This window comes from Microbacterium testaceum StLB037, assembly GCF_008763945.1.
Classification (GTDB): Bacteria; Actinomycetota; Actinomycetes; order Actinomycetales; family Microbacteriaceae; genus Microbacterium; species Microbacterium testaceum_G.
In genome coordinates this window covers 581,334-599,700 of sequence record NZ_VTQH01000002.1, presented here as the reverse complement: position 1 = coordinate 599,700, position 18,367 = coordinate 581,334, and the positions used below count along the sequence as shown (strand labels likewise).

18 protein-coding genes and 1 tRNA gene are annotated in these 18,367 nt (G+C 70.0%); 13 read left to right on the top strand and 6 right to left on the bottom strand.

The window, feature by feature from the left end; all coding sequences use genetic code 11:
• Positions 1-5 precede the first annotated feature (5 nt).
• From gmd to F9B98_RS11545, 4 genes are all read left to right on the top strand, one after another.
• A complete protein-coding gene (gmd, locus tag F9B98_RS11560; RefSeq protein WP_150957508.1) occupies positions 6-1,055 on the top strand; it encodes a GDP-mannose 4,6-dehydratase in 1,050 nt (349 codons plus the stop codon).
• The gene (locus F9B98_RS11555; protein ID WP_150957506.1) at positions 1,052-2,035 is read left to right on the top strand and encodes a GDP-L-fucose synthase family protein; all 984 of its coding nucleotides are present in this window, start codon (positions 1,052-1,054) and stop codon (positions 2,033-2,035) included. The genes gmd and F9B98_RS11555 overlap by 4 nt, the downstream gene beginning before the upstream one ends.
• Positions 2,036-2,326, top strand: a complete 291-nt coding sequence (locus tag F9B98_RS11550) for a Dabb family protein (RefSeq protein WP_150957504.1) — start codon at positions 2,036-2,038, stop codon at positions 2,324-2,326.
• 165 nt (positions 2,327-2,491) lie between these two features.
• Complete coding sequence (locus F9B98_RS11545) at positions 2,492-2,704, top strand: hypothetical protein (RefSeq protein ID WP_150957502.1); 213 nt, start codon at positions 2,492-2,494, stop codon at positions 2,702-2,704.
• Between the two features lie 184 nt (positions 2,705-2,888).
• Here F9B98_RS11545 and F9B98_RS11540 read toward each other — a convergent pair.
• Positions 2,889-2,962, bottom strand: a tRNA-Met gene (locus F9B98_RS11540).
• A gap of 83 nt (positions 2,963-3,045) precedes the next feature.
• Between F9B98_RS11540 and F9B98_RS11535 the strand changes: the two genes are divergently transcribed.
• Positions 3,046-3,543 carry a DUF6328 family protein gene (locus F9B98_RS11535; RefSeq protein ID WP_150957500.1) on the top strand — a complete coding sequence of 166 codons (498 nt, stop codon included), beginning with the start codon at positions 3,046-3,048 and terminating at the stop codon, positions 3,541-3,543.
• Positions 3,540-4,346: a carbon-nitrogen hydrolase family protein gene (locus tag F9B98_RS11530; RefSeq protein WP_150957497.1), complete on the top strand. Its 807-nt coding sequence runs from the start codon at positions 3,540-3,542 to the stop codon at positions 4,344-4,346. Before F9B98_RS11535 ends, F9B98_RS11530 begins: the two co-directional genes overlap by 4 nt.
• A 43-nt stretch (positions 4,347-4,389) precedes the next feature.
• Here the strand turns inward: F9B98_RS11530 and F9B98_RS11525 are convergent, their stop codons facing one another.
• Entirely contained in the window at positions 4,390-5,595 is a 1,206-nt protein-coding gene (locus F9B98_RS11525; RefSeq protein WP_150957494.1) for an aminotransferase class I/II-fold pyridoxal phosphate-dependent enzyme, read from the bottom strand.
• Positions 5,596-5,743: 148 nt separating this feature from the next.
• Between F9B98_RS11525 and F9B98_RS11520 the strand changes: the two genes are divergently transcribed.
• Positions 5,744-7,333, top strand: coding sequence for a S1C family serine protease (locus tag F9B98_RS11520; RefSeq protein WP_150957491.1), 1,590 nt, complete (start codon positions 5,744-5,746; stop codon positions 7,331-7,333).
• A 57-nt stretch (positions 7,334-7,390) separates the two neighbouring features.
• On the opposite strand, the gene F9B98_RS11515 is transcribed toward F9B98_RS11520, so the two are convergent.
• The 3 genes from F9B98_RS11515 to F9B98_RS11505 form a co-directional block, all read right to left on the bottom strand.
• Entirely contained in the window at positions 7,391-8,734 is a 1,344-nt protein-coding gene (locus F9B98_RS11515; RefSeq protein WP_150957488.1) for a maltokinase N-terminal cap-like domain-containing protein, read from the bottom strand.
• Between the two features lie 77 nt (positions 8,735-8,811).
• Positions 8,812-9,729 (bottom strand): hypothetical protein, encoded by a 918-nt coding sequence (locus tag F9B98_RS11510; RefSeq protein ID WP_191966782.1) that lies wholly within the window; start codon positions 9,727-9,729, stop codon positions 8,812-8,814.
• Between the two features lie 413 nt (positions 9,730-10,142).
• Positions 10,143-10,778, bottom strand: a complete 636-nt coding sequence (locus F9B98_RS11505; protein WP_150957485.1) for a hypothetical protein — start codon at positions 10,776-10,778, stop codon at positions 10,143-10,145.
• 22 nt (positions 10,779-10,800) lie between these two features.
• On the opposite strand from F9B98_RS11505, the gene F9B98_RS16175 reads away from it, so the two are divergent.
• From F9B98_RS16175 to F9B98_RS11490, 3 genes are read left to right on the top strand one after another with little or no spacing between them, the layout of a single operon-like run.
• Positions 10,801-12,525, top strand: coding sequence for an ABC transporter ATP-binding protein (locus F9B98_RS16175; RefSeq protein ID WP_225310330.1), 1,725 nt, complete (start codon positions 10,801-10,803; stop codon positions 12,523-12,525).
• 11 nt (positions 12,526-12,536) lie between these two features.
• Positions 12,537-14,063, top strand: a complete 1,527-nt coding sequence (locus F9B98_RS11495; protein ID WP_191966780.1) for a hypothetical protein — start codon at positions 12,537-12,539, stop codon at positions 14,061-14,063.
• A 51-nt stretch (positions 14,064-14,114) separates the two neighbouring features.
• The gene (locus tag F9B98_RS11490) at positions 14,115-14,381 is read left to right on the top strand and encodes a DUF3039 domain-containing protein (RefSeq protein ID WP_056230575.1); all 267 of its coding nucleotides are present in this window, start codon (positions 14,115-14,117) and stop codon (positions 14,379-14,381) included.
• A 329-nt stretch (positions 14,382-14,710) separates the two neighbouring features.
• Here the strand turns inward: F9B98_RS11490 and F9B98_RS11485 are convergent, their stop codons facing one another.
• Entirely contained in the window at positions 14,711-16,036 is a 1,326-nt protein-coding gene (locus tag F9B98_RS11485) for a nicotinate phosphoribosyltransferase (RefSeq protein WP_150957479.1), read from the bottom strand.
• Positions 16,037-16,155: 119 nt separating this feature from the next.
• Between F9B98_RS11485 and murI the strand changes: the two genes are divergently transcribed.
• The 3 genes from murI to rdgB are packed head-to-tail and all read left to right on the top strand — an operon-like array spanning position 16,156 to position 18,333.
• Complete coding sequence (gene murI / locus F9B98_RS11480) at positions 16,156-16,974, top strand: glutamate racemase (protein WP_150957476.1); 819 nt, start codon at positions 16,156-16,158, stop codon at positions 16,972-16,974.
• 35 nt (positions 16,975-17,009) lie between these two features.
• Positions 17,010-17,735: a ribonuclease PH gene (rph, locus tag F9B98_RS11475; protein ID WP_150957473.1), complete on the top strand. Its 726-nt coding sequence runs from the start codon at positions 17,010-17,012 to the stop codon at positions 17,733-17,735.
• Between the two features lies 1 nt (position 17,736).
• On the top strand, positions 17,737-18,333 hold the full coding sequence (gene rdgB / locus F9B98_RS11470) for an RdgB/HAM1 family non-canonical purine NTP pyrophosphatase (protein WP_150957470.1): 597 nt from the start codon (positions 17,737-17,739) through the stop codon (positions 18,331-18,333).
• Positions 18,334-18,367: the final 34 nt, after the last annotated feature.

The window sequence follows — 18,367 nt, the reverse complement described above, 5'->3', positions numbered from 1 at the left end:
TTCAGTTGACCAAGCGCGCACTCATCACCGGCATCACGGGTCAGGACGGTTCCTACCTCGCTGAACTGTTGCTCTCGAAGGGATACGAGGTTCACGGGCTCATTCGTCGCGCCTCGACCTTCAACACTCACCGCATCGACCATCTTTACGTCGACCCGCACGACCCGAGCGCCAAGCTCTTCCTCCACTACGGGGACCTCTCGGATGGAGCCCGTCTGGTCACCCTCATGTCAGAGATCAATCCCGACGAGGTCTACAACCTGGCGGCCCAGTCGCACGTGCGCGTCTCGTTCGACGAGCCTGAGCACACCGCCGACACCACCGGCACGGGCACCATTCGTCTTCTCGAAGCCGTGCGCCTGTCGGGCATCCAAACAAAGTTCTACCAAGCCTCCACTTCAGAGCTATATGGTGCGACCCCGCCGCCGCAGAACGAAGAGACCCCGTTCTACCCGCGCTCGCCCTATGCGGCCGCAAAGCTGTACAGCTACTGGATCACTAAGAACTACCGCGAGGCGTACGACATGTACGCCGTGAACGGCATCCTGTTCAATCACGAGTCGCCCCGCCGCGGTGAGACCTTCGTGACGCGTAAGATCACGCGTGCGGTGGCCCGAATCAAGGCTGGAGTTCAGAAGGACCTGTACCTCGGAAACCTCGACTCGGTCCGTGACTGGGGCTATGCCGCTGAGTACGTCGAGGGCATGTGGCGGATGCTGCAGGCCGAAACCCCCGAAGACTTCGTACTCGCCACGGGCGTCGGTTACACCATCAAGGACTTCCTCGAGGTGTCGTTCGGTCACGTCGGTTTGGACTGGCAGGAGTTCGTCAAGTTCGATGAGCGCTACCTCCGCCCGACCGAGGTCGACGCGCTGATCGGCGATCCTGCCAAGGCAGCAGACAAGCTTGGCTGGGTCCCCTCGGTGCACGGAGACCAGCTCGCCAAGCTAATGGTCGACGCCGACGTCACAGCTCTCGAGCGGGGCCCGGAGTGGATCGACACGGTCTCGCTCCCGACCTGGGGCAACGCCGAGCTCCTTGGGGCGCGCGCGTGAGCACAGCCGTTGACGGAGTCGAGTACACCGCAGGCGAGCTCGACCGCGACGCGACGTTCTATGTCGCGGGCCACCGCGGGCTCGTCGGGTCGGCAATTGTTCGGAAGCTCGAGTCGTCGGGCTTCGAGAACGTCGTCGGGAAGACATCGGCCGAACTTGATCTAAAGGATCGCGACGCTGTCTTCGCCTACATGGGGGAGACCAAGCCGAAGTACGTCGTTCTGGCGGCCGCGAAGGTCGGCGGCATCCTGGCCAACTCCACCTACCCGGTGGACTTCCTCAGTGACAACATGCGCATCCAGGTAAACGTGCTCGATGCCGCTCTCGCGAACGACGTCGAGCGCGTGCTCTTTCTTGGCTCGTCGTGCATCTACCCGAAGTTCGCGGAGCAGCCGATCCGCGAGGAATCTCTGCTCACCGGTCACCTCGAACCGACGAATGACGCGTACGCGATCGCCAAGATCGCCGGCATCCTGCAGACGCAGGCCGTCCGACGCCAGTACGGTCTGCCGTGGATCAGCGCGATGCCGACCAACCTGTACGGCCCCAACGACAACTTCTCGCCAAAGGGGTCACACGTTCTGCCGGCACTCATCCGCCGCTATGACGAGGCTGCTCACTCGGGCGCGGCGAGCGTCACCAACTGGGGGACCGGCAGGCCCCGCCGCGAGTTCCTGCATGCAGACGATATGGCCGACGCCTGCCTGCACCTCATGGAGCACTACGACGGGCCGGACCAGGTCAACGTCGGCACTGGCAGCGATGTGACCATTCGGGAGATCGCGGAGACGATCGCGCGCGTTACGGGCTACCAGGGTGAAACCGAGTGGGATACCTCGAAGCCCGATGGCACGCCGCAGAAATTGCTGGACGTCTCGAAGCTCGCCGAGGCCGGGTGGACGGCATCCATCTCCCTCGAGGAGGGCATGGAGCGCACGGTCGCTTGGTATCGCGACCACGTCGGCAGCATCCGCGAGTAGATGTTCCGACACGTCGTGTTGTTCCGGGTCCGTGACGATGTCGCGGACCCGGACCTGTTGGCAGCCATCGGTGCTCTGCGCGCGCTGGGCGACTCACCAGAGGTGACGCAATGGGCCGTGGAGCTGTCGCTCGACACTCGTAAAGGGCGCGTCGTAGTGGAGGACGGCACGTTCATCGATGCGACCGCATTTCAGCGGTGGCGCGGGGGAGAGGCCCACGAAACGGTTGCAGCACGCATGGCCGAGATAGCCGACTGGTGGGTCGGCGATTGGGAGCCTCGACAACTCTGAATGCGCGCATAGCGTTTCCACGAGATTCGCGCAACGTCCCCCAAAAGGGGGACAAGAGTCGTAGCATCGCCTGCAACGGATTCCCATCCGATCGATATGGGGCTCCGAACAAGTGTCAGATCAACTGCCGGGATCTCATCCGTAGCGTCTCGAAGGCGAGGAGCAATGCGAAACACTTACATGCAGCAGGCGAACAGCGTGCCGATCTGGGCGACCCCTCTCGTGGCGGCGCTTCTCTGGACGGCTGTCGTAGTTCTGGCGATCGCCGGCATCGCCATGCTGACCGTTCACGGTGACACGGGGGTTCTTCTCTTCGTCGCCGCACTAGTCGTGGCCGCGCCTGCGGCTGCCGCGTCTCGCCTTCGCAGTTATCTGTGACGGAACGCCTGCTCGGCCGGGGGGCCGAGGGTGGTTCTGAGAGCAAACGGTGAGACGAGCGAAAGCCCCGGGTCTTTAGGATCCGGGGCTTTCCGCTTGCGTCGAGTCCGGTCTGCGAGCCTGACTAGGACACGCGAGCTAAGGCAGAAGGCCCCGGATCTGACGATCCGGGGCCTTCTTCTTGTTGCGGGGGCAGGATTTGAACCTACGACCTCTGGGTTATGAGCCCAGCGAGCTACCGAGCTGCTCCACCCCGCGGCACAAGAGAAAACATTACCCGCGGATGAACGAACCCGCAAATCCTGACGTACAGCCCGGGAGTGTCGCGAGAGAATGGGCCGGTGAGCAGCAATATCGACGATTTCGCCGACGGGCGGCCGGAAACACCCGCCCAGCGCGCCGACCGCAACTGGAACGAGATTCTGCAGGAACTTCGCGTCCTTCAGACGGGTACGCAGATCCTCACCGGCTTCCTGCTGGCGCTCGCGTTCCAGGCGTCGTTCGCCGATCTCGACTCGGCCCAGCGAGTGCTCTACCTGGTGCTGATCTGCCTGGCCGCCCTGAGCGCGGTGGTCGCGCTCGCCCCGGTTGCCTTGCACCGAGCGGTGTTCCACATGCAGGTGAAGCCGGCGCTCGTACGCGTGGGGCACAACGCCTTGCGCGGGGCTCTCGCTCTCGTCTCGCTTCTGCTGATCGGCGTCGTGGCGTTCGTGTTTGATGTTGTCGTCGGGTTGGGTGCCGCCGTGGCATCCGGAGTCGTGCTGGGGGTGATCATCCTCGTACTGTGGATCGTGGTGCCGATCACCGTTCGGCGCCGAGGGAGGGAGAGCGCTCGATGACTCACGACACCGTCGGCATCGCCGTCGCGCAGTTCGCTCCGTCCGCCTCGCGCGAGGGCAACCTCGCCGACATTGCTGACGCCGCCCGGACGGCCGCCGCGCGCGGCGCCCGCGTCGTCGTCTTCCCCGAGTACTCGAGCTACTTCGTCGACCCCTTCGACTCCTCGCTCGCGGAGAACGCCGAAGACCTCGACGGCTCCTTCGTTCGCGGCCTGACTGCTCTTGCCGCCGAGCTCGACGTCGTTATGGTCGCGGGACTGGTCGAGAAGGCCGACGACGGTCGACGCGTGCGCAACGCGGTCGTCGCGGTGGGTGCCGATGGCATCCGGGCTGTGTATCGAAAGCTCCACCTCTACGACGCGTTCGGCCAGCGGGAGTCCGACTGGGTCGAGCCGGGGGAGATCTCTCCGCCGCAGACGTTCGAGGTGCAGGGGCTCCGGTTCGGCTTGATGACCTGCTACGACCTGCGCTTCCCCGAGGTCGCGCGCACGCTTGCTGATGCGGGGGTCGACGTGGCGCTGGTTCCGGCGGAGTGGGTGCGTGGGCCTCTCAAGGAGCACCACTGGAAGACGCTGCTGACCGCCCGAGCCATCGAGAACACGTTCTTCGTCGCCGCCGCCGATCACCCGCCGCCCCTCGGCGTGGGCCACTCGATGGTCGTCGACCCGCAGGGTGTGGCTCTGGCCCAGGTGGGCACAGCGACCGACGTCGCCGTGGCGCACATCGACCCCGCCGCGATCGCGCGCGTGCGGCGTGTGAACCCCGCGCTGGCGCTGCGGCGGTATCGAGTGACGCCGCGCTGAGCATGCGAGCGGTGCCGTCGACTGAATCAGTCGGCCGCGGGAATCAGTTCCGCCCCATCCCCGCCAACCGCCCCGCCGCGTCCTGCAGCACCTCCACCCGCTTGCACGCCGCAAACCGCACGAGGGTCGCATACTCCCCGCGGTGCTCGGGCGTGACGAAAGCGGTCAGCGGAATACCGACCACCCCGGCGCGCGAGGGCAGGTCGCGACAGAACGCGTCGGCGTCGATGGCACCGAGTGGGGCGGCATCCACCACCGTGAAATACGAACCCGCGGGAGTCGAGACGTCGAATCCGGCGGCGCGCAGGCCGGTACCGAGCAGGGCGGCCTTGGCGGCCATCTCGGACGCGACCGAGGCGAAGAACGCATCGGGCAGGCGTAGACCCACGGCGATCGCCGGCTGAAAGGGCGAGCCGCCCACGTAGGTCAGGTACTGCTTGACGGCGAGCACGGCCGAGACGAGGTCGGCGGGTCCGGTCACCCACCCGGTCTTCCACCCGGTGAGCGAGAACGTCTTGCCGGCCGACGAGATCGATACCGTGCGCTCGAACGCCCCGGGGAGGGTCGCGATGGGCACGTGCGGACCGTCGAACACCAGGTGCTCGTACACCTCGTCGGTGACGATGATCGCGTCGTGCTGGTGGGCCAGGCGCACGACCTCGTCGAGCACCTCGCGCGAGAACACCGAGCCGGTGGGATTGTGCGGGTCGTTCACGAGGATCACGCGGGTGCGATCGGTGACGGCGGATGCCAGCTGCTCGAGGTCGGGCTGGAAGTCGGGCCACCGAAGGGGCACCGGCACGAGCTTCGCACCCGACAGCGCCACGCACGCCGCATAGGAGTCGTAGTAGGGCTCGAACACGACGACCTCGTCGTCGGGGGAGTCCACGAGCGCCAGCAGGGTCGCGGCGAGCGCCTCGGTCGCCCCGACGGTGATGAGCACCTCGCGCTGCGGGTCGAGCTCGAGCCCGTAGAAGCGCCGCTGGTGCTCGGCGACGGCGGCCAGCAGGTCGGGAAAGCCGCGCCCCGGCGCGTATTGGTTGATCCCCGACGCGATGGCCGAGCGGGCGGCATCCAGAACCGCTTCCGGCCCGTCCTCGTCGGGGAAGCCCTGTCCGAGGTTGAGGGCGCCGGTCGCGGTCGCCAGCGCGCTCATCTCGGCGAAGATCGTGGGAACCGAGGTGCCGTCGGGCGCGAGCAGACCCGCGCCGCGGGCGGTGCGCTGCCAAGCGCCGGGGATGTGTCGCATGGATCCAGGATGCCGCACTCCCGTGCAGCGCAATCGGGAATGCCGGGCGGGTGCGTGCTGCTAGACCCATAGAGAGGGCGCATGCGCGTCATAGGTGGTCCACAGGAATGGTGGTCATCGTAGAAGCACCTGGAACAAGGAGCATCCCATGAGCGACACCACGGACAACCGTCCCGAGGGCATCCGCCCCGAGGACAACAGCCAGCCCACCACCTCGGCCGCGAACGGCGCCGTTCCCGCGTCGCCGCAGCCCGAGTCCACCACCCCGGCCGCCGCGCGCTACGACGCACCGCCGGTCCCCACCCGCTCGCCGGCCTCGGCCGCCGCGTCGTGGCCCGCCCCCGCCGCGGGGACCGCGCAGCACGGTACCCCGCAGTCCGGAGCCGCCCAGCACGGCACCGGCTCGGCCCACCCCGGCTACGCCTCCGCCCCCTCGGCTGCGACCTCGCCGACGGGTCAGTCTTTCGGCCCCGGCGCCACCGACGCGCACCCCACGCTGACGATGCCCCCCGCGGCATCCACCACCGCCCCTCGCAAGAAGAGCTCGGCGCCGCGCGTCGCGGCCCTGCTGGTCGCGGCCGCCCTCGTCGGCGGTGGCGCGGGCCTCGGCGGCACCTACGCCGGCCTCAACCTCTGGGGCGGCTCGAGCACGACGGCCGCCGCGGGCCCCTCGGCCATCACGGTCAACAACCCCGACAGCGTCAACAACACCTCCGCGGTCGCCGCGAAGGTCGTGCCCAGCGTCGTCACCATCAGCGCCACCGGGCAGCAGTCGGGCGGCACGGGTTCGGGCGTCATCCTCAGCCAGGACGGCTACGTGCTCACCAACACGCACGTGGTGACCCTCGACGGCCAGACCGGCAACGCGACCATTTCGGTGACCACCTCCGACGGCAAGGTCTACGCGGCCAAGGTCGTCGGCACCGACCCCACCTACGACCTCGCGGTCATCAAGCTCGAGAACGCCTCGGGCCTGACCCCGATCGAGTGGGGCGACTCGTCGAAGCTCAACGTCGGCGACACCACCATCGCCGTCGGCGCTCCGCTCGACCTGCCGAACACCGTCACCACCGGTATCGTCAGCGCGCTGAACCGCTCGATCCAGGTCGCCTCGTCGGCCGCCCCGAGCGACGGAAGCGACCAGCAGCAGCAGTCGCCCGGGCAGGAGAGCCCCTTCCGCTTCGACTTCGGTCAGGGCCAGCAGCAGCAGTCGACCAACCAGACCATCAAGATCGCGGTCATCCAGACCGACGCGGCTATCAACCCCGGCAACTCGGGCGGTGCGCTCGTCGACAACCAGGGCAAGCTGATCGGCATCAACGTCGCCATCGCGAGCGCCGGTGGATCGTCGTCGTCGGGCGGACAGTCCGGCAACATCGGCGTCGGCTTCTCGATTCCGTCCGACATCGCCAAGCGCGTGTCGACCGAGATCATCGACAACGGCTCGGCGTCGCACGGTCTGCTGGGGGCTTCGGTTCAGGATGCCGCTTCCATCCAGGGAGCGACCACGACCGGTGCCTACATCGCCGACGTCTCGGGCGGTGGCGCAGCGCAGGCCGCCGGACTGCAGAAGGGTGACGTGATCACCAAGTTCAACGGCATCCCGATCACGAACTCCATCGACCTGACTGCTCAGGTGCGCGCCCTCGCGGCCGGCAGCAAGGCCGAGGTCGTCTATAACCGCAACGGCCAGGAGCGCACGGCCGAGGTCACCCTGGGCTCGATGCCCACGAGCTGACCCGCTCCGCACGAACGAGAACGCCACCCCTGTTGAAAGGGGTGGCGTTCTCGTGTGTCAGGACAGCGGTGCCAGTCGGCTGATCGCCGCGAGAGGGATGCCGACCCAGTCGGGGCGATTGCGCGTCTCGTAGATCGCCTCGTACACGGCCTTGTCGAGCTCGAAGGCCTTGAGCAGTGAATCGTCGGCGTCGCGGGGGCGGCCGGCGGTATCGGCGTATCCGTCGAGGAAGGCCTGCTGCGCGGCGATCACCCACGCGCGCACGGCCTCGCCGTCGTCGTCGGCGACCGCACCCGAGACGTAGTCGAACGAGCGCAGCATGCCGGCGACATCGCGCACGGCGACATCGGGCTGCAGGCGCTCGTCGATCGGGCGCAGCGGCTCGCCCTCGAAGTCGAGCAGCACCCACCCGTTCGAGGGGGTGTCGAGCACCTGACCGAGGTGCAGGTCGCCGTGAATTCGCTGCAACGCCGGCCACGGCCCGTCGAGGGCGTGCTCGTAGATGCCGTGGATGCGATCGGCGTAGGGCTTGAGCTCGGGAACCTCCATTACCGCGATCATCAGACGGCGCTCCCACGCGTTGGCCACCGCCGACCGGTCACCGGCGCTCGGCATGAGCGTCGAGAAACGCTCGGCCAGGGCCACGTGCATGCCGGCGACGCTCACCCCGAGGGCGTAGGCGCGTTGCGAGAAGTCCTCGCCGGCCGCGGCGGCGTCGAGAGCCACACGCCAGGCGTCCTCGACGCCCTCGAAGAACTCCTGCGCGAAAGCGAGAGATCCGCTGACTGGAACGCCCTCGGGAGTCATCCACGTGCCGCGCACCTCACCGATCGCTCCGGGCACGAACGTGGCCCCGTCGGCGGCCAGAGCGGACTGGAGCTCAACATCGGGATTGATCCCCGGGTTCACCTGACGGAACAGTTTGCAGATCACGGGTACACCCGGGTCTTCACCCTCTGGGCGATAGATGATCGAGGTGTTCGACTGCTCGCCGCTCAGCACGCGCGCGGTCACGCGCTCCGGGAGCGGACGGCCGCCGGTGGCCCCGAGCGGAATCCCGCGGAACCCGTCTTCGTCTCGACCCACCTCGCCGCCGACCGTGACCAGCGCGAACAGCGCGTCGGTGAAGGCGGGGTCGGTCGTGGCATCCGCCCACACCTGCCCGTCATCGGCCGCGCCGATCAGGCTCCCGGGGGGAACGGACCCCTCCGCGCGCCGCGCCACGGGCACCTGGTAGACGATCGCCGGTTGCACGGCCTCGTCGCGAACGAGCAGGAGTCGCGCGTCGGCGGCGTCGAGCGGCCAGTCGGCCACGAGAGTCAGCCGCGGGTTGCGGCCCTTCGTGCCGTACCAGCGTTGACGCGGCATCCAGACAGCGAGGAGATCGAGGAGGTCGCCCATGTCGCGAGGCTAACGCGCCGATCCTCGCACCGCGCGGGTCTTGCGCGCGGCCCCTCGTCGATGAGAGAGGGTGAGATTCAGGATGCCGACGGCCCCGCGCCCTCGTTCGCCTCGAGTTGCGACGACTCGGGGCGGGTGCGTCTCTTAGGGGCCGCGCGGCGTCCGGCGCCGGCGATCGCCCCGCCGACGCGACGCAGTCCGCCGACCGCGGCGTGCTCGAGGCGCTCGGTGCCGGGCTTGGGCTCGAGCTCGGCGGGGAACGCGCGCGGGGGAGCGCCGAAGGCGCGGCGGGCGTTGACCAGCACGCGACGGCCGAGGATGTGGTTGCCCGCACCCCCGACGACCGCACCGACGCCGAAGGGCAGGGCCTTGCCGATCCATGACGCACCGCCGCGCGTGGCGAACTGCCGCACGAACGTAGTTTTGAGCCGGTCGACCAGCGGGCCGACCATCGCCCGCGGAAGCGTCTTCGTCACCATCTCGCCCCAGTAGCTCGAGCGCGAGACGCCCCGACCGGCGGCCTGCGAGGCCAGCTGCGACACGAGGTCGATGCCCTCTTTACCCAGCATGAGCGCCAGCACGAGCGCCCGGGCGCGGTCGGGGTCTTCGACCACGACCCCGTGCACCTCGGCGACGGACTGGGCATAGAGGGCGGTCGCCTCGAGGAAACCCACCGTCTCGACGCCGCTCAGCGCGAGAGTGACCCCCGTGCCGATCCCGGGCACGACCGCGGTCGCGCCGACCGCCGCACCCCCGGTGGTGACAGCCGCGAGATAACGGTGCTCGAGGATCCTCAGGATGTCTTCGGCACTGGCATCCGGATGCCGAAGACGCACGCTTCGCAGATGCGCGAGCACCACGGGCCGCTGCACCGACAGCACGCGATCGAGCATGCGGATGGTGCGCGGGTGCTCGTCCGACCCCACCGGCGGCAGGCCGCCCTTCCACGGGGCGTCGTCGGGCAGGGTGTGGATGCGGTACACCTTCTCGGCCATGCGTCCATCCTCTCCCCGGCGGCGGGGTGGGGTGGGGTGGTTGACGGGGTGGGTGGGGTGCGTCGCGCGAGGGGTGGGGGGTCTTTCGCGTGAGGGGTCAAGAAGTGTCGCCGCGCGCGCCGCTGGGCGACAGAAAGTGACCCCTCATGCGGGGTGGGGCCGCTGCGGGTCGGGGCTGTTCTCGCGTGAGGCGCCGCTCGGTCGCGGCCCTTCTCGCGAGAGGCGCGGCTGGGTCGAGGCCGTTCTCGCGTGAGGCGCCAAGAAGTGTCGCTTGGGAGGGGGTCTCAGCGACAAATATTGGCGCCTCACGCGGGGGAGGCGCGGGGGAGGCGCGGGGGAGAGGGGGCGTGCCCGGGATGCCGAAACCACGTCACCCGTTCAGATGAAATGTTTCGCGCTGGTCGCTCCGCCTTTCATTGGCTGAGAGTGTGTCCGGCGCGCGTCCAGGGGGCAGTGGGTGTCGGAGGGGGTTGGTAGTTTGGTGCGATGACAGCGTCGCTGCCGGTGCCCCCCGAAAAGTCCTCCTCCGAGACCGAGGATGCGTCGGCGAGCGTCGAATCTCCGACGTCTGTCTCTCCCGCGGCGTCGAAGCCGGCTCCCAAGCCGCGCGCCCCGCGTACGACCGCCGCGCGCGCCGCGTCGGGCACGGGAACGCCACCCCGTACCCCGGCAGCGAAGAAGCCCGCCGCGAAGAGACCCGCGACGCCCCGCACCGCGGCGAGCAACGCGACGAAGACGACGGATACGACGACGGATGCCACGGCGCCCAAGCCCGCGAGCACGTCGGCGCGATCGTCGGCGAGTTCCACCGCGGCGAAGACCGGCGCGGCGAAGACCGGGACGGCGAAGACCGGCGCGGCGAAGGCTCGGGCCACGACGACGGGCGCGGCGAAGTCCGCGGCCTCGAAGACGACGGCGGCGAAGCCGGCGACTCCCCGCAAGCCCGCGGCCCCGCGCCAGACGGCGGCGGCCAAGGCAGCGGCGGCGAAAGCCGCGGCGGAGGCTGCTGCGCTCGACGCGGCTGCTGCCGAGGCGTCGACCGCAGACACCCCCGTGGAGCAGAATGCTCCCGTGACCGCGCCGAGCCCTGGCATCCCGCCCCTGCTGCCTGACGACATCGTCGTGCCCCCGCGCCCGCCCCTGCCGGCGGACGTTGCGGCGAAGGCGGCGGCGGCCCGAGTGGAGGAGTCGGCTGCTGAGGCACCGGTCGACCCGACGCCCGCCGACGTCGCGGTCGAAGAGCCGGCGATCGGCGACGAGCCCGCGGCCGCGCCGGTCACCGACGCGGATGAGCCGGTGACTGCCGTCCTGCTCGCCGACGAGCCGGTGGACGAGACGCGGGCCGGCTCGACGCGGGCCGATGTTGAGGTTGAGGAGCTCGTCGTCGCCGATGCGGCTGCGCCGGTCGTTGTCGACGAGCCGGCAGCGGACCCGACCTCGGCCGACGTCGCCGTCGAGGAGCCGGCGGTCGCCGACGAGCCCGCGGCTGCCCCGGTCGTCGTTGACGATTTGCCCGTCGACCCGACGCCGGCCGATGTCGCCGTCGAGGAGCCGCCCACCCGATCGGTCCCGTCGACCGAGGCTGAGCCGACCGAGACCGACGCACCAACGCCCGAGCCTGCCGAGACCGAGCTGTCGAGCGGTCCCGAGGCGGAGGCGGAGCTGGTCATCGAGACCCCGCTCGAGCACGATGACGCCACCGTCACGCCGGCCGAGACCGCGCACGTCGTCCCCGGCGCGAGCAGCGGCAACGGCCCGCTCGCCGACGAGCCCCCCGTCGCCGACGCGCACCCGCCGGCCGAAGAGCCCACGAGCACCGACGCGCACCCGCTCGCCGAAAAGCCCACCGGCCCCGACGCGCACCCGCTCACCGACGAAGACCCCACCCCCGCCGACGTCCGCGCCGACGAGCTCGACCCGCGGGACGAGCCGAAGACCTCCGTCCTCGAGCTCGGCGACGACGCCACCGCCGTGCCCGCTGCGGCGGTGGTCGATGTCGCGGGCGGGGCGTCCACGGCATCCGTCGACGAATCCGCCGTGCCGGCGCTCGCCCTGCGCCACATCTCGAAGAACTTCGGCGAGCTGCGCGCGGTCGACGCGATCGACCTGACCGTGCCCGCGGGCGCGTTCTACGGACTCGTCGGGCCCAACGGCGCCGGCAAGACCACCACGCTGTCGATCATCGCGGGGCTCCTTCGCCCCGACCGCGGCACCGTCACGATCAACGGCGTCGACGCGGCCAAGCGCTCGCGCGAGGCCAAGAAGCTCATCGGCGTGCTGCCCGACCGGCTGCGCACGTTCGACCGGCTCACGGGCCGTCAGCTGCTGTCGTACTACGGAGCGCTACGCGGGCTGCCCGCCGCGCTCGTCGAGAGCCGCACCGCAGACCTCGCGCGCGCGTTCGACCTGGTAGAGGCGCTGTCGCGGCCGGTTTCGGACTACTCCGCCGGTATGACCAAGAAGGTCATGCTCGCCGGCGCCATGATCCACTCGCCGCGCCTGCTCGTGCTCGACGAGCCGTTCGAGGCCGTCGACCCCGTGTCGAGCGGCGTGATTCTCGACATTCTCGGAACATACGTCGACCACGGCGGCACGGTCATCCTCTCGAGCCACGGCATGGAGCTCGTCGAGCGCGTGTGCTCGCGCGTCGCCGTCATCGTGTCGGGGCAGGTGCTCGCCGAGGGCACCGTCGACGAGGTGCGCGGCGAAGGAACGCTCGAGGAGCGCTTCCGCGAGCTCTCCGGTGGGCTCGGCGACGTGGAGGGCCTCGAGTGGTTGCACACGTTCTCCGCCTGAGACTCGCCATGATGCTGGGCGCCCTCCGGGGCGACCGGCGCGAGGTCGTAAGGTGCGCCATCGGCACCGTCATCCTGATCGCCGCCACCGTCGTGGCCGCGATGAGTGCGGCAGGACTCGTGGATGCCAGCTCCCTCACCACGGCAGTCGTCACGGTTCTCGCCGGCTCGGCGGTAACGCTCGGCTTCGCGGTCGGTCCGCCCGTGACCGCCTCGATCGATCCCCTCGATCCGCGACGCTTCGCCGTGGTCGGCCCGGAGCCCCGGCCGCTGGCCGGCGCGCTGCTGCTGGCCGGGTTCTTGAGCGTGCCGGTTCTGGTGGTGCTGGTGCTCGGGGTGAGCCTCGCCATCGCGTGGGGCGCGCACGGGGCGTCGGCGTGGGCGAGTGTGGCATCCGTGATCCTGGGTCTTGCCACCTGCGTGCTGTTCGCGCGCGTGAGCATGGCCCTCGGGGCGCTCGTGCAGCGGCCGCGGCAGTCGCGCGAGCTGATCGGTGTGTACCTGGTCGCGGTGCTCGTCGTCGTCGTGCCGGTGGGGGTGTTCCTCGGCTCCCTCGAGTGGCGGGGCGCCGTGCCCTCGCAGCTCGCGTCGGCCGCCGAGATCCTCGCGTGGACGCCGATCGGCGCCGCGTGGGGCATCGCCCTCGCGCCGTCGGCGGGAGCTGCCGTGGGCAGTTTCGTCGTGGCCCTCGCCACCGTCGCCGTGCTGGCGCTCGCGTGGTTCGCGCTGGTGAACGTGCTGCTCACCACCACCCGCCGCCCGATCGCGGTGCGCGAACGCGGCGGGCTCGGGTGGTTCGCGGTGCTCCCCGGCACGCCCGGGGGAGCGGTCGCCGCGCGGAGCCTGTCGTACTGGCTACGCGACCGGCGCTACATCGTCAACGTCGTGATCGTGCCGATCGCCGCCGTCGTCTCGACGGTGCCGCTGCTGGTCGCCGGCGTGCCGTTCGAGCTCGCCGTGCTGTTGCCGGTGCCGATCATGGCGCTGTTCTTCGGCTGGCTGCCGCACAACGACCTCGCCTACGACTCCACCGCCCTGTGGATGCACATCGCCAGCGGCATGCGCGGTGCTCCCGACCGCATCGGGCGTCTCGTGCCGGTGCTGCTCATCGGCATCCCGATCCTCGCCGTCACCCTGCCGCTCGCCATCGTCGCCCACGGACGCTGGGCGATCTTCCCGGCCATGGTCGGGGTCTGTGCGGCGCTGTTCCTCGCGGGGCTCGGGCTGTCGAGCATCTCGTCGGTGGTGGCTCCGTACGCGGTGTCGCGGCCGGGTGACAGCCCGTTCCAGCAGCCGCAGCGCACCGGCTCGGGCGGCGTCGTCGCGCAGGGGCTCGTGATGGTCGGCTCGATAATCGCGGCCTCGCCCGCCCTGTGGCTCACGTGGCAGGCAATTAACGGCGAAACCGACGACACGATGGTCGCGCTGTGGGCCGGAATCGGCGCCGGAATCGTCGTGCTCGCGGTCGGTGTCGCGGTCGGCGCGGCCTTGTTCGAGCGCCGCGGAACACGCCTCATGGAGTTCGCGGAAGCGACCTGACCTGCGACCCGACCGACCGTTCGGGGCTGACCGCGGCTACACTGGCTCTCCATGAGCACGCCTCTCGACAGTCCCGACAGCGGGGGTCTCGCGACCCTGGATCGCGAGCTCGAAGAGCTCATCCGCGAAGAGAACATCGAGCCCGGTGACCACGAGCGCTTCTCCCATTACGTGAAGAAGGACAAGATCCTCGAGTCCGCGTTGTCGGGCAAGCCGGTGCGCGCGCTGTGCGGCAAGAAGTGGACGCCGGGGCGCGACCCCGAGAAGTTCCCCGTCTGCCCCCAGTGCAAAGAGATCTACGAGTCGCTGATCAACTGAGCGCCTCTCTGGCGGCCCCCTCCGCGTGAGGGGTCAGATTCTGTCGCCGAGCCGCGCGCTGGGCGACACTTCCCGGCCCCTCACGCGCACGGCACGCGCCGGTGCGGGCCGCAGCCCGGCCGCAGCACGCGCGAGTCGCCAAGATTTGTCGCTTCGGGGGTCCCGCAAGCGACAATTCCTGGCGACTCACGCGCAGGGCGCGCCGCGCCGCGCCCGGCCCCGCACCCCGCGTGAGGGGTCAGATTCTGTCGCCAAGCCGCGCGCTGGGCGACACTTCTTGACCCCTCACGCGGGTGGCGCGCTGCGCCGCGGCGCGGGTAGAGCAGCACTCACTGCGCGTCGCGGTACTCCGTGGGCAGGGCGGGGTCGGCCTTGCTCAGCGCGAGCGCGCGGATCGGCAGTTCCTCGCGCACGCGCGCGTGGTGCGCCCGAGCGGCCTGCACGCCCGCGGCCCCCGCAGTTCCGGCATCCCCCTCGCCGTTTTCCATGAGCGTCGCCTGCAGGGCGCGGGCATCGGGGTGCTCGGCCGCGGTCGAGAGTTCTTCGAATCCGTCGCTGACGATGATCAGCTCCGAGGTCGCGGTTCCGTTGTCGAGCGTGCGGAACGCCGCCTTGCGTCCGCCGTGCGAGGCCTTCTCGGCCGACGCCTTCGCGACACCCACCCATGACCCGTCCGCCGCCTCGCGGGCGACGAGCTTGAACACGAGCCCCGCGGTCGGGACGCCCGACCCGGTCGCGACCGAGGTGCCCACGCCGTAGGAATCGACGGGGGATGCCGCGAGAGCAGCCAACGCATACTCGTCGAGGTCGCTGGTCACCGTGATGCGCGTGTTCGTCGCCCCCAGTTCGTCGAGCTGCGCCCGCACCTCGCCCGCCACGATCGGCAGGTCGCCCGAGTCGATGCGCACCCCGCCGAGCTCGGTGCCGGCGACCCGGACGGCCGTGCGCACGCCCTCGGTGATGTCGTACGTGTCGATCAGCAGGGTCGTGCCGGCGCCGAGTGCCTCGACCTGCGAGCGGAAGGCGTCTTCTTCGGTGTCGTGCAGCAGGGTCCAGGCGTGGGCGGCGGTGCCCATGGTCGGCACGCCCCAGCGGCGTCCGGCCTCGAGGTTGCTCGTCGCCGAGAACCCGGCGATGTACGCGGCACGCGCGGCGGCGACGGCGGCCTCTTCGCTCGCACGGCGTGACCCCATCTCGGCGAGCGGCCGATCACCCGCGGCGACGCTCATGCGCGCGGCGGCGGTGGCGACGGCGGAGTCGTAGTTCAGGATGCTCAGCGCGAGCGTCTCGAGCAGTACGGCCTCGGCGAAGGTGCCCTCGATGGTCAGCAGAGGAGAGCCGGGGAAGTAGACCTCGCCCTCGCGGTATCCGGTCACCGAGCCCGTGAACCGGTAGTCGGCGAGGAAGTCGAGGGTTGTGGCATCCACCACCCTGTTGTCGCGGAGGTAGCGCAGCTCGTCGTCGCCGAACCGGAAGTCGCGGATCGCCTCGAGCAGACGCCCCGTCCCCGCGACCACGCCGAACCGCCGCCCACCCGACAGGCGCCGCCCGAACACCTCGAACACGCAGCGGCGCGAGGCCGTCCCGTCGCGGAGCGCCGCGTCGAGCATCGTGAGTTCGTACCGGTCGGTGTGCAGGGCGGTGCTACGGCTCATTCGGTCAGCATATTGCGGCCCGCGCGGCGCGCCCGCGCGCGGTGGCGGTGCTTGACAGCCGGCACACCCGCTGGCCCCACAACCCCCCGCCCGACCCCCGCCCGATAGGCTGAACCCCTATGAACGACGCGCCGATCGGGATCTTCGACTCAGGAGTCGGCGGACTCACCGTCGCGCGGGCCGTCTCGCAGCAGCTCCCACGCGAGTCGATCCTCTACATCGGCGACACCGCCCGCTCGCCGTACGGGCCGAAGCCCATCGCCGACGTCCGTAAGTACTCGCTCGAGGTGCTCGACACCCTCGTCGATCAGGGCGTCAAGATGCTCGTGATCGCCTGCAACACGGCATCCGCGGCCATGCTCCGCGACGCGCGCGAGCGCTACGACGTGCCCGTCGTCGAGGTCATCGGACCCGCCGTCCGCACCGCGATGTCGACCACCCGCAACGGCCGCATCGGCGTGATCGGCACGGTCGGCACCATCGGATCCCGCGCCTACCAGGACATGCTCGAGGTCAACGAGCGCCTCACGGTCTTCCCCGAGGCCTGCCCGCGGTTCGTCGAGTTCGTCGAGGCCGGAGTCACCGACTCACCCGAGGTGCTCGCCACCGCCGAGCAGTACCTCGCTCCGCTCCGCCACGCCGGCGTCGACACCCTCGTGCTCGGCTGCACGCACTACCCGTTCCTCGAGGGCGCCATCAGCTACGTGATGGGCCCCGACGTGAGCCTCGTCTCGAGCGACAGCGAAACCGCGAAAGACGTGTACCGCCAGCTCGTGTCGCGGGATCTTCTCGCGAGCCCGGATGCCGTGCCCACCGCCCGCTACGAAGCCACGGGCTCATCGGCCGACGACTTCGTGCGCCTCGCCCACCGCTTGATGGGCCGCGAGGTGCGCGAGGTGCAGCTCGTGCAGACCGGCGCCATCGACCTGCCGCGCTGAGGCGTGGCATCCATCCCCGTTCCTCTGGAGGACCCATGACCCGCAAAGACGGTCGCACCAACGACCAGCTCCGTCCCGTCACCATCGAGCGCGGGTGGTCGGCGCACGCCGAGGGTTCGGCCCTCGTCACATTCGGCGGCACCAAGGTGCTGTGCACCGCGTCGTTCACGAACGGCGTTCCGCGCTGGCTGACCGGTAAGGGCAAGGGCTGGGTCACGGCGGAGTACGCGATGCTCCCGCGCGCGACGAACAGCCGCAACGACCGTGAGTCGATCAAGGGCAAGGTCGGCGGCCGCACGCACGAGATCTCGCGTCTGATCGGCCGCGCCCTCCGCGCCGTCGTCGACACCAAGGCGCTGGGCGAGAACACGATCGTGATCGACTGCGACGTGTTGCAGGCCGACGGGGGCACGCGCACCGCGGCGATCACGGGTGCGTATGTTGCCTTGGCGGATGCCATCACCTGGGGCCGTGAGAAGAAGTTCATCGCGCAGCGGGCCGAGGTGCTGCGTGACTCGGTCGCCGCGGTGTCGGTGGGCATCATCGACGGCGAGCCGATGCTCGACCTCGCGTACGTCGAGGACGTGCGCGCCGAGACCGACATGAACGTCGTCGTCACCGGCCGCGGGCTCTTCGTCGAGGTGCAGGGCACGGCCGAGGGTGCCCCCTTCGACAAGCGCGAACTCGACCAGCTGCTCGAACTCGGCGTGAACGGCTGCGCCGAGCTGCGCGGCATCCAGACCACCGCGCTCGAGGGCTGACATGGCCCGCATCGTCCTGGCGACGCACAACCCGCACAAGGTCGAGGAGTTCCAGGCGATCGTCGCCGAGGTACGCCCCGACCTCGAGGTCGTCGGGTACGACGGTCCGGAGCCCGTCGAAGACGGCGTGACCTTCGCGGCGAATGCGCTGATCAAGGCGCGCGCCGCGGCGGCGCACACGGGTCTGCCGGCGCTGGCCGACGACTCCGGTGTCGCGGTCGATGTGCTGGGCGGGTCGCCGGGAGTGTTCTCGGCGTACTGGGCCGGGCACAAGAAGGACGCGACGGCCAACCTCGAGCTGCTGCTCGACCAACTGTCGGATGTCGCCGACCCCCACCGCACCGCGCAGTTTGTGTCGGTGATCGCGCTGGTGCGGCCGGACGGCGGCGAGCAGACGGTCGAGGGGCGGTGGCCGGGTCGTCTGGCGACCGCGCCGGCGGGGCCGGGCGGGTTCGGGTACGACCCGATCTTCATCCCCGACGGCCAAGCCGCGGGGGAGGAGCGGACCGTGGGCGAGTGGACGGCCGCGCAGAAGAACGCAGAGTCGCATCGGGCGCGGGCGTTCCGGGAGTTGGCGCCGCTGCTCGAGGCGCTCTGACTCACTGCACCGCCTCTGATGACGCAGCAACGCG

Excerpts from the sequence above, each read along its gene's own strand:
- F9B98_RS11490 (WP_056230575.1), top strand. The coding sequence starts at position 14,115 with ATGAGCACGCCTCTCGACAGTCCCGACAGCGGGGGTCTCGCGACCCTG.
- F9B98_RS11525 (WP_150957494.1), bottom strand. The coding sequence starts at position 5,595 with ATGCGACACATCCCCGGCGCTTGGCAGCGCACCGCCCGCGGCGCGGGT.
- rph (WP_150957473.1), top strand. The coding sequence starts at position 17,010 with ATGACCCGCAAAGACGGTCGCACCAACGACCAGCTCCGTCCCGTCACC.
- F9B98_RS11520 (WP_150957491.1), top strand. The coding sequence starts at position 5,744 with ATGAGCGACACCACGGACAACCGTCCCGAGGGCATCCGCCCCGAGGAC.
- F9B98_RS11495 (WP_191966780.1), top strand. The coding sequence starts at position 12,537 with ATGCTGGGCGCCCTCCGGGGCGACCGGCGCGAGGTCGTAAGGTGCGCC.
- F9B98_RS11550 (WP_150957504.1), top strand. The coding sequence starts at position 2,036 with ATGTTCCGACACGTCGTGTTGTTCCGGGTCCGTGACGATGTCGCGGAC.
- F9B98_RS11530 (WP_150957497.1), top strand. The coding sequence starts at position 3,540 with ATGACTCACGACACCGTCGGCATCGCCGTCGCGCAGTTCGCTCCGTCC.
- F9B98_RS11485 (WP_150957479.1), bottom strand. The coding sequence starts at position 16,036 with ATGAGCCGTAGCACCGCCCTGCACACCGACCGGTACGAACTCACGATG.
- rdgB (WP_150957470.1), top strand. The coding sequence starts at position 17,737 with ATGGCCCGCATCGTCCTGGCGACGCACAACCCGCACAAGGTCGAGGAG.
- murI (WP_150957476.1), top strand. The coding sequence starts at position 16,156 with ATGAACGACGCGCCGATCGGGATCTTCGACTCAGGAGTCGGCGGACTC.
- F9B98_RS11545 (WP_150957502.1), top strand. The coding sequence starts at position 2,492 with ATGCGAAACACTTACATGCAGCAGGCGAACAGCGTGCCGATCTGGGCG.
- F9B98_RS11515 (WP_150957488.1), bottom strand. The coding sequence starts at position 8,734 with ATGGGCGACCTCCTCGATCTCCTCGCTGTCTGGATGCCGCGTCAACGC.
- F9B98_RS11510 (WP_191966782.1), bottom strand. The coding sequence starts at position 9,729 with ATGGCCGAGAAGGTGTACCGCATCCACACCCTGCCCGACGACGCCCCG.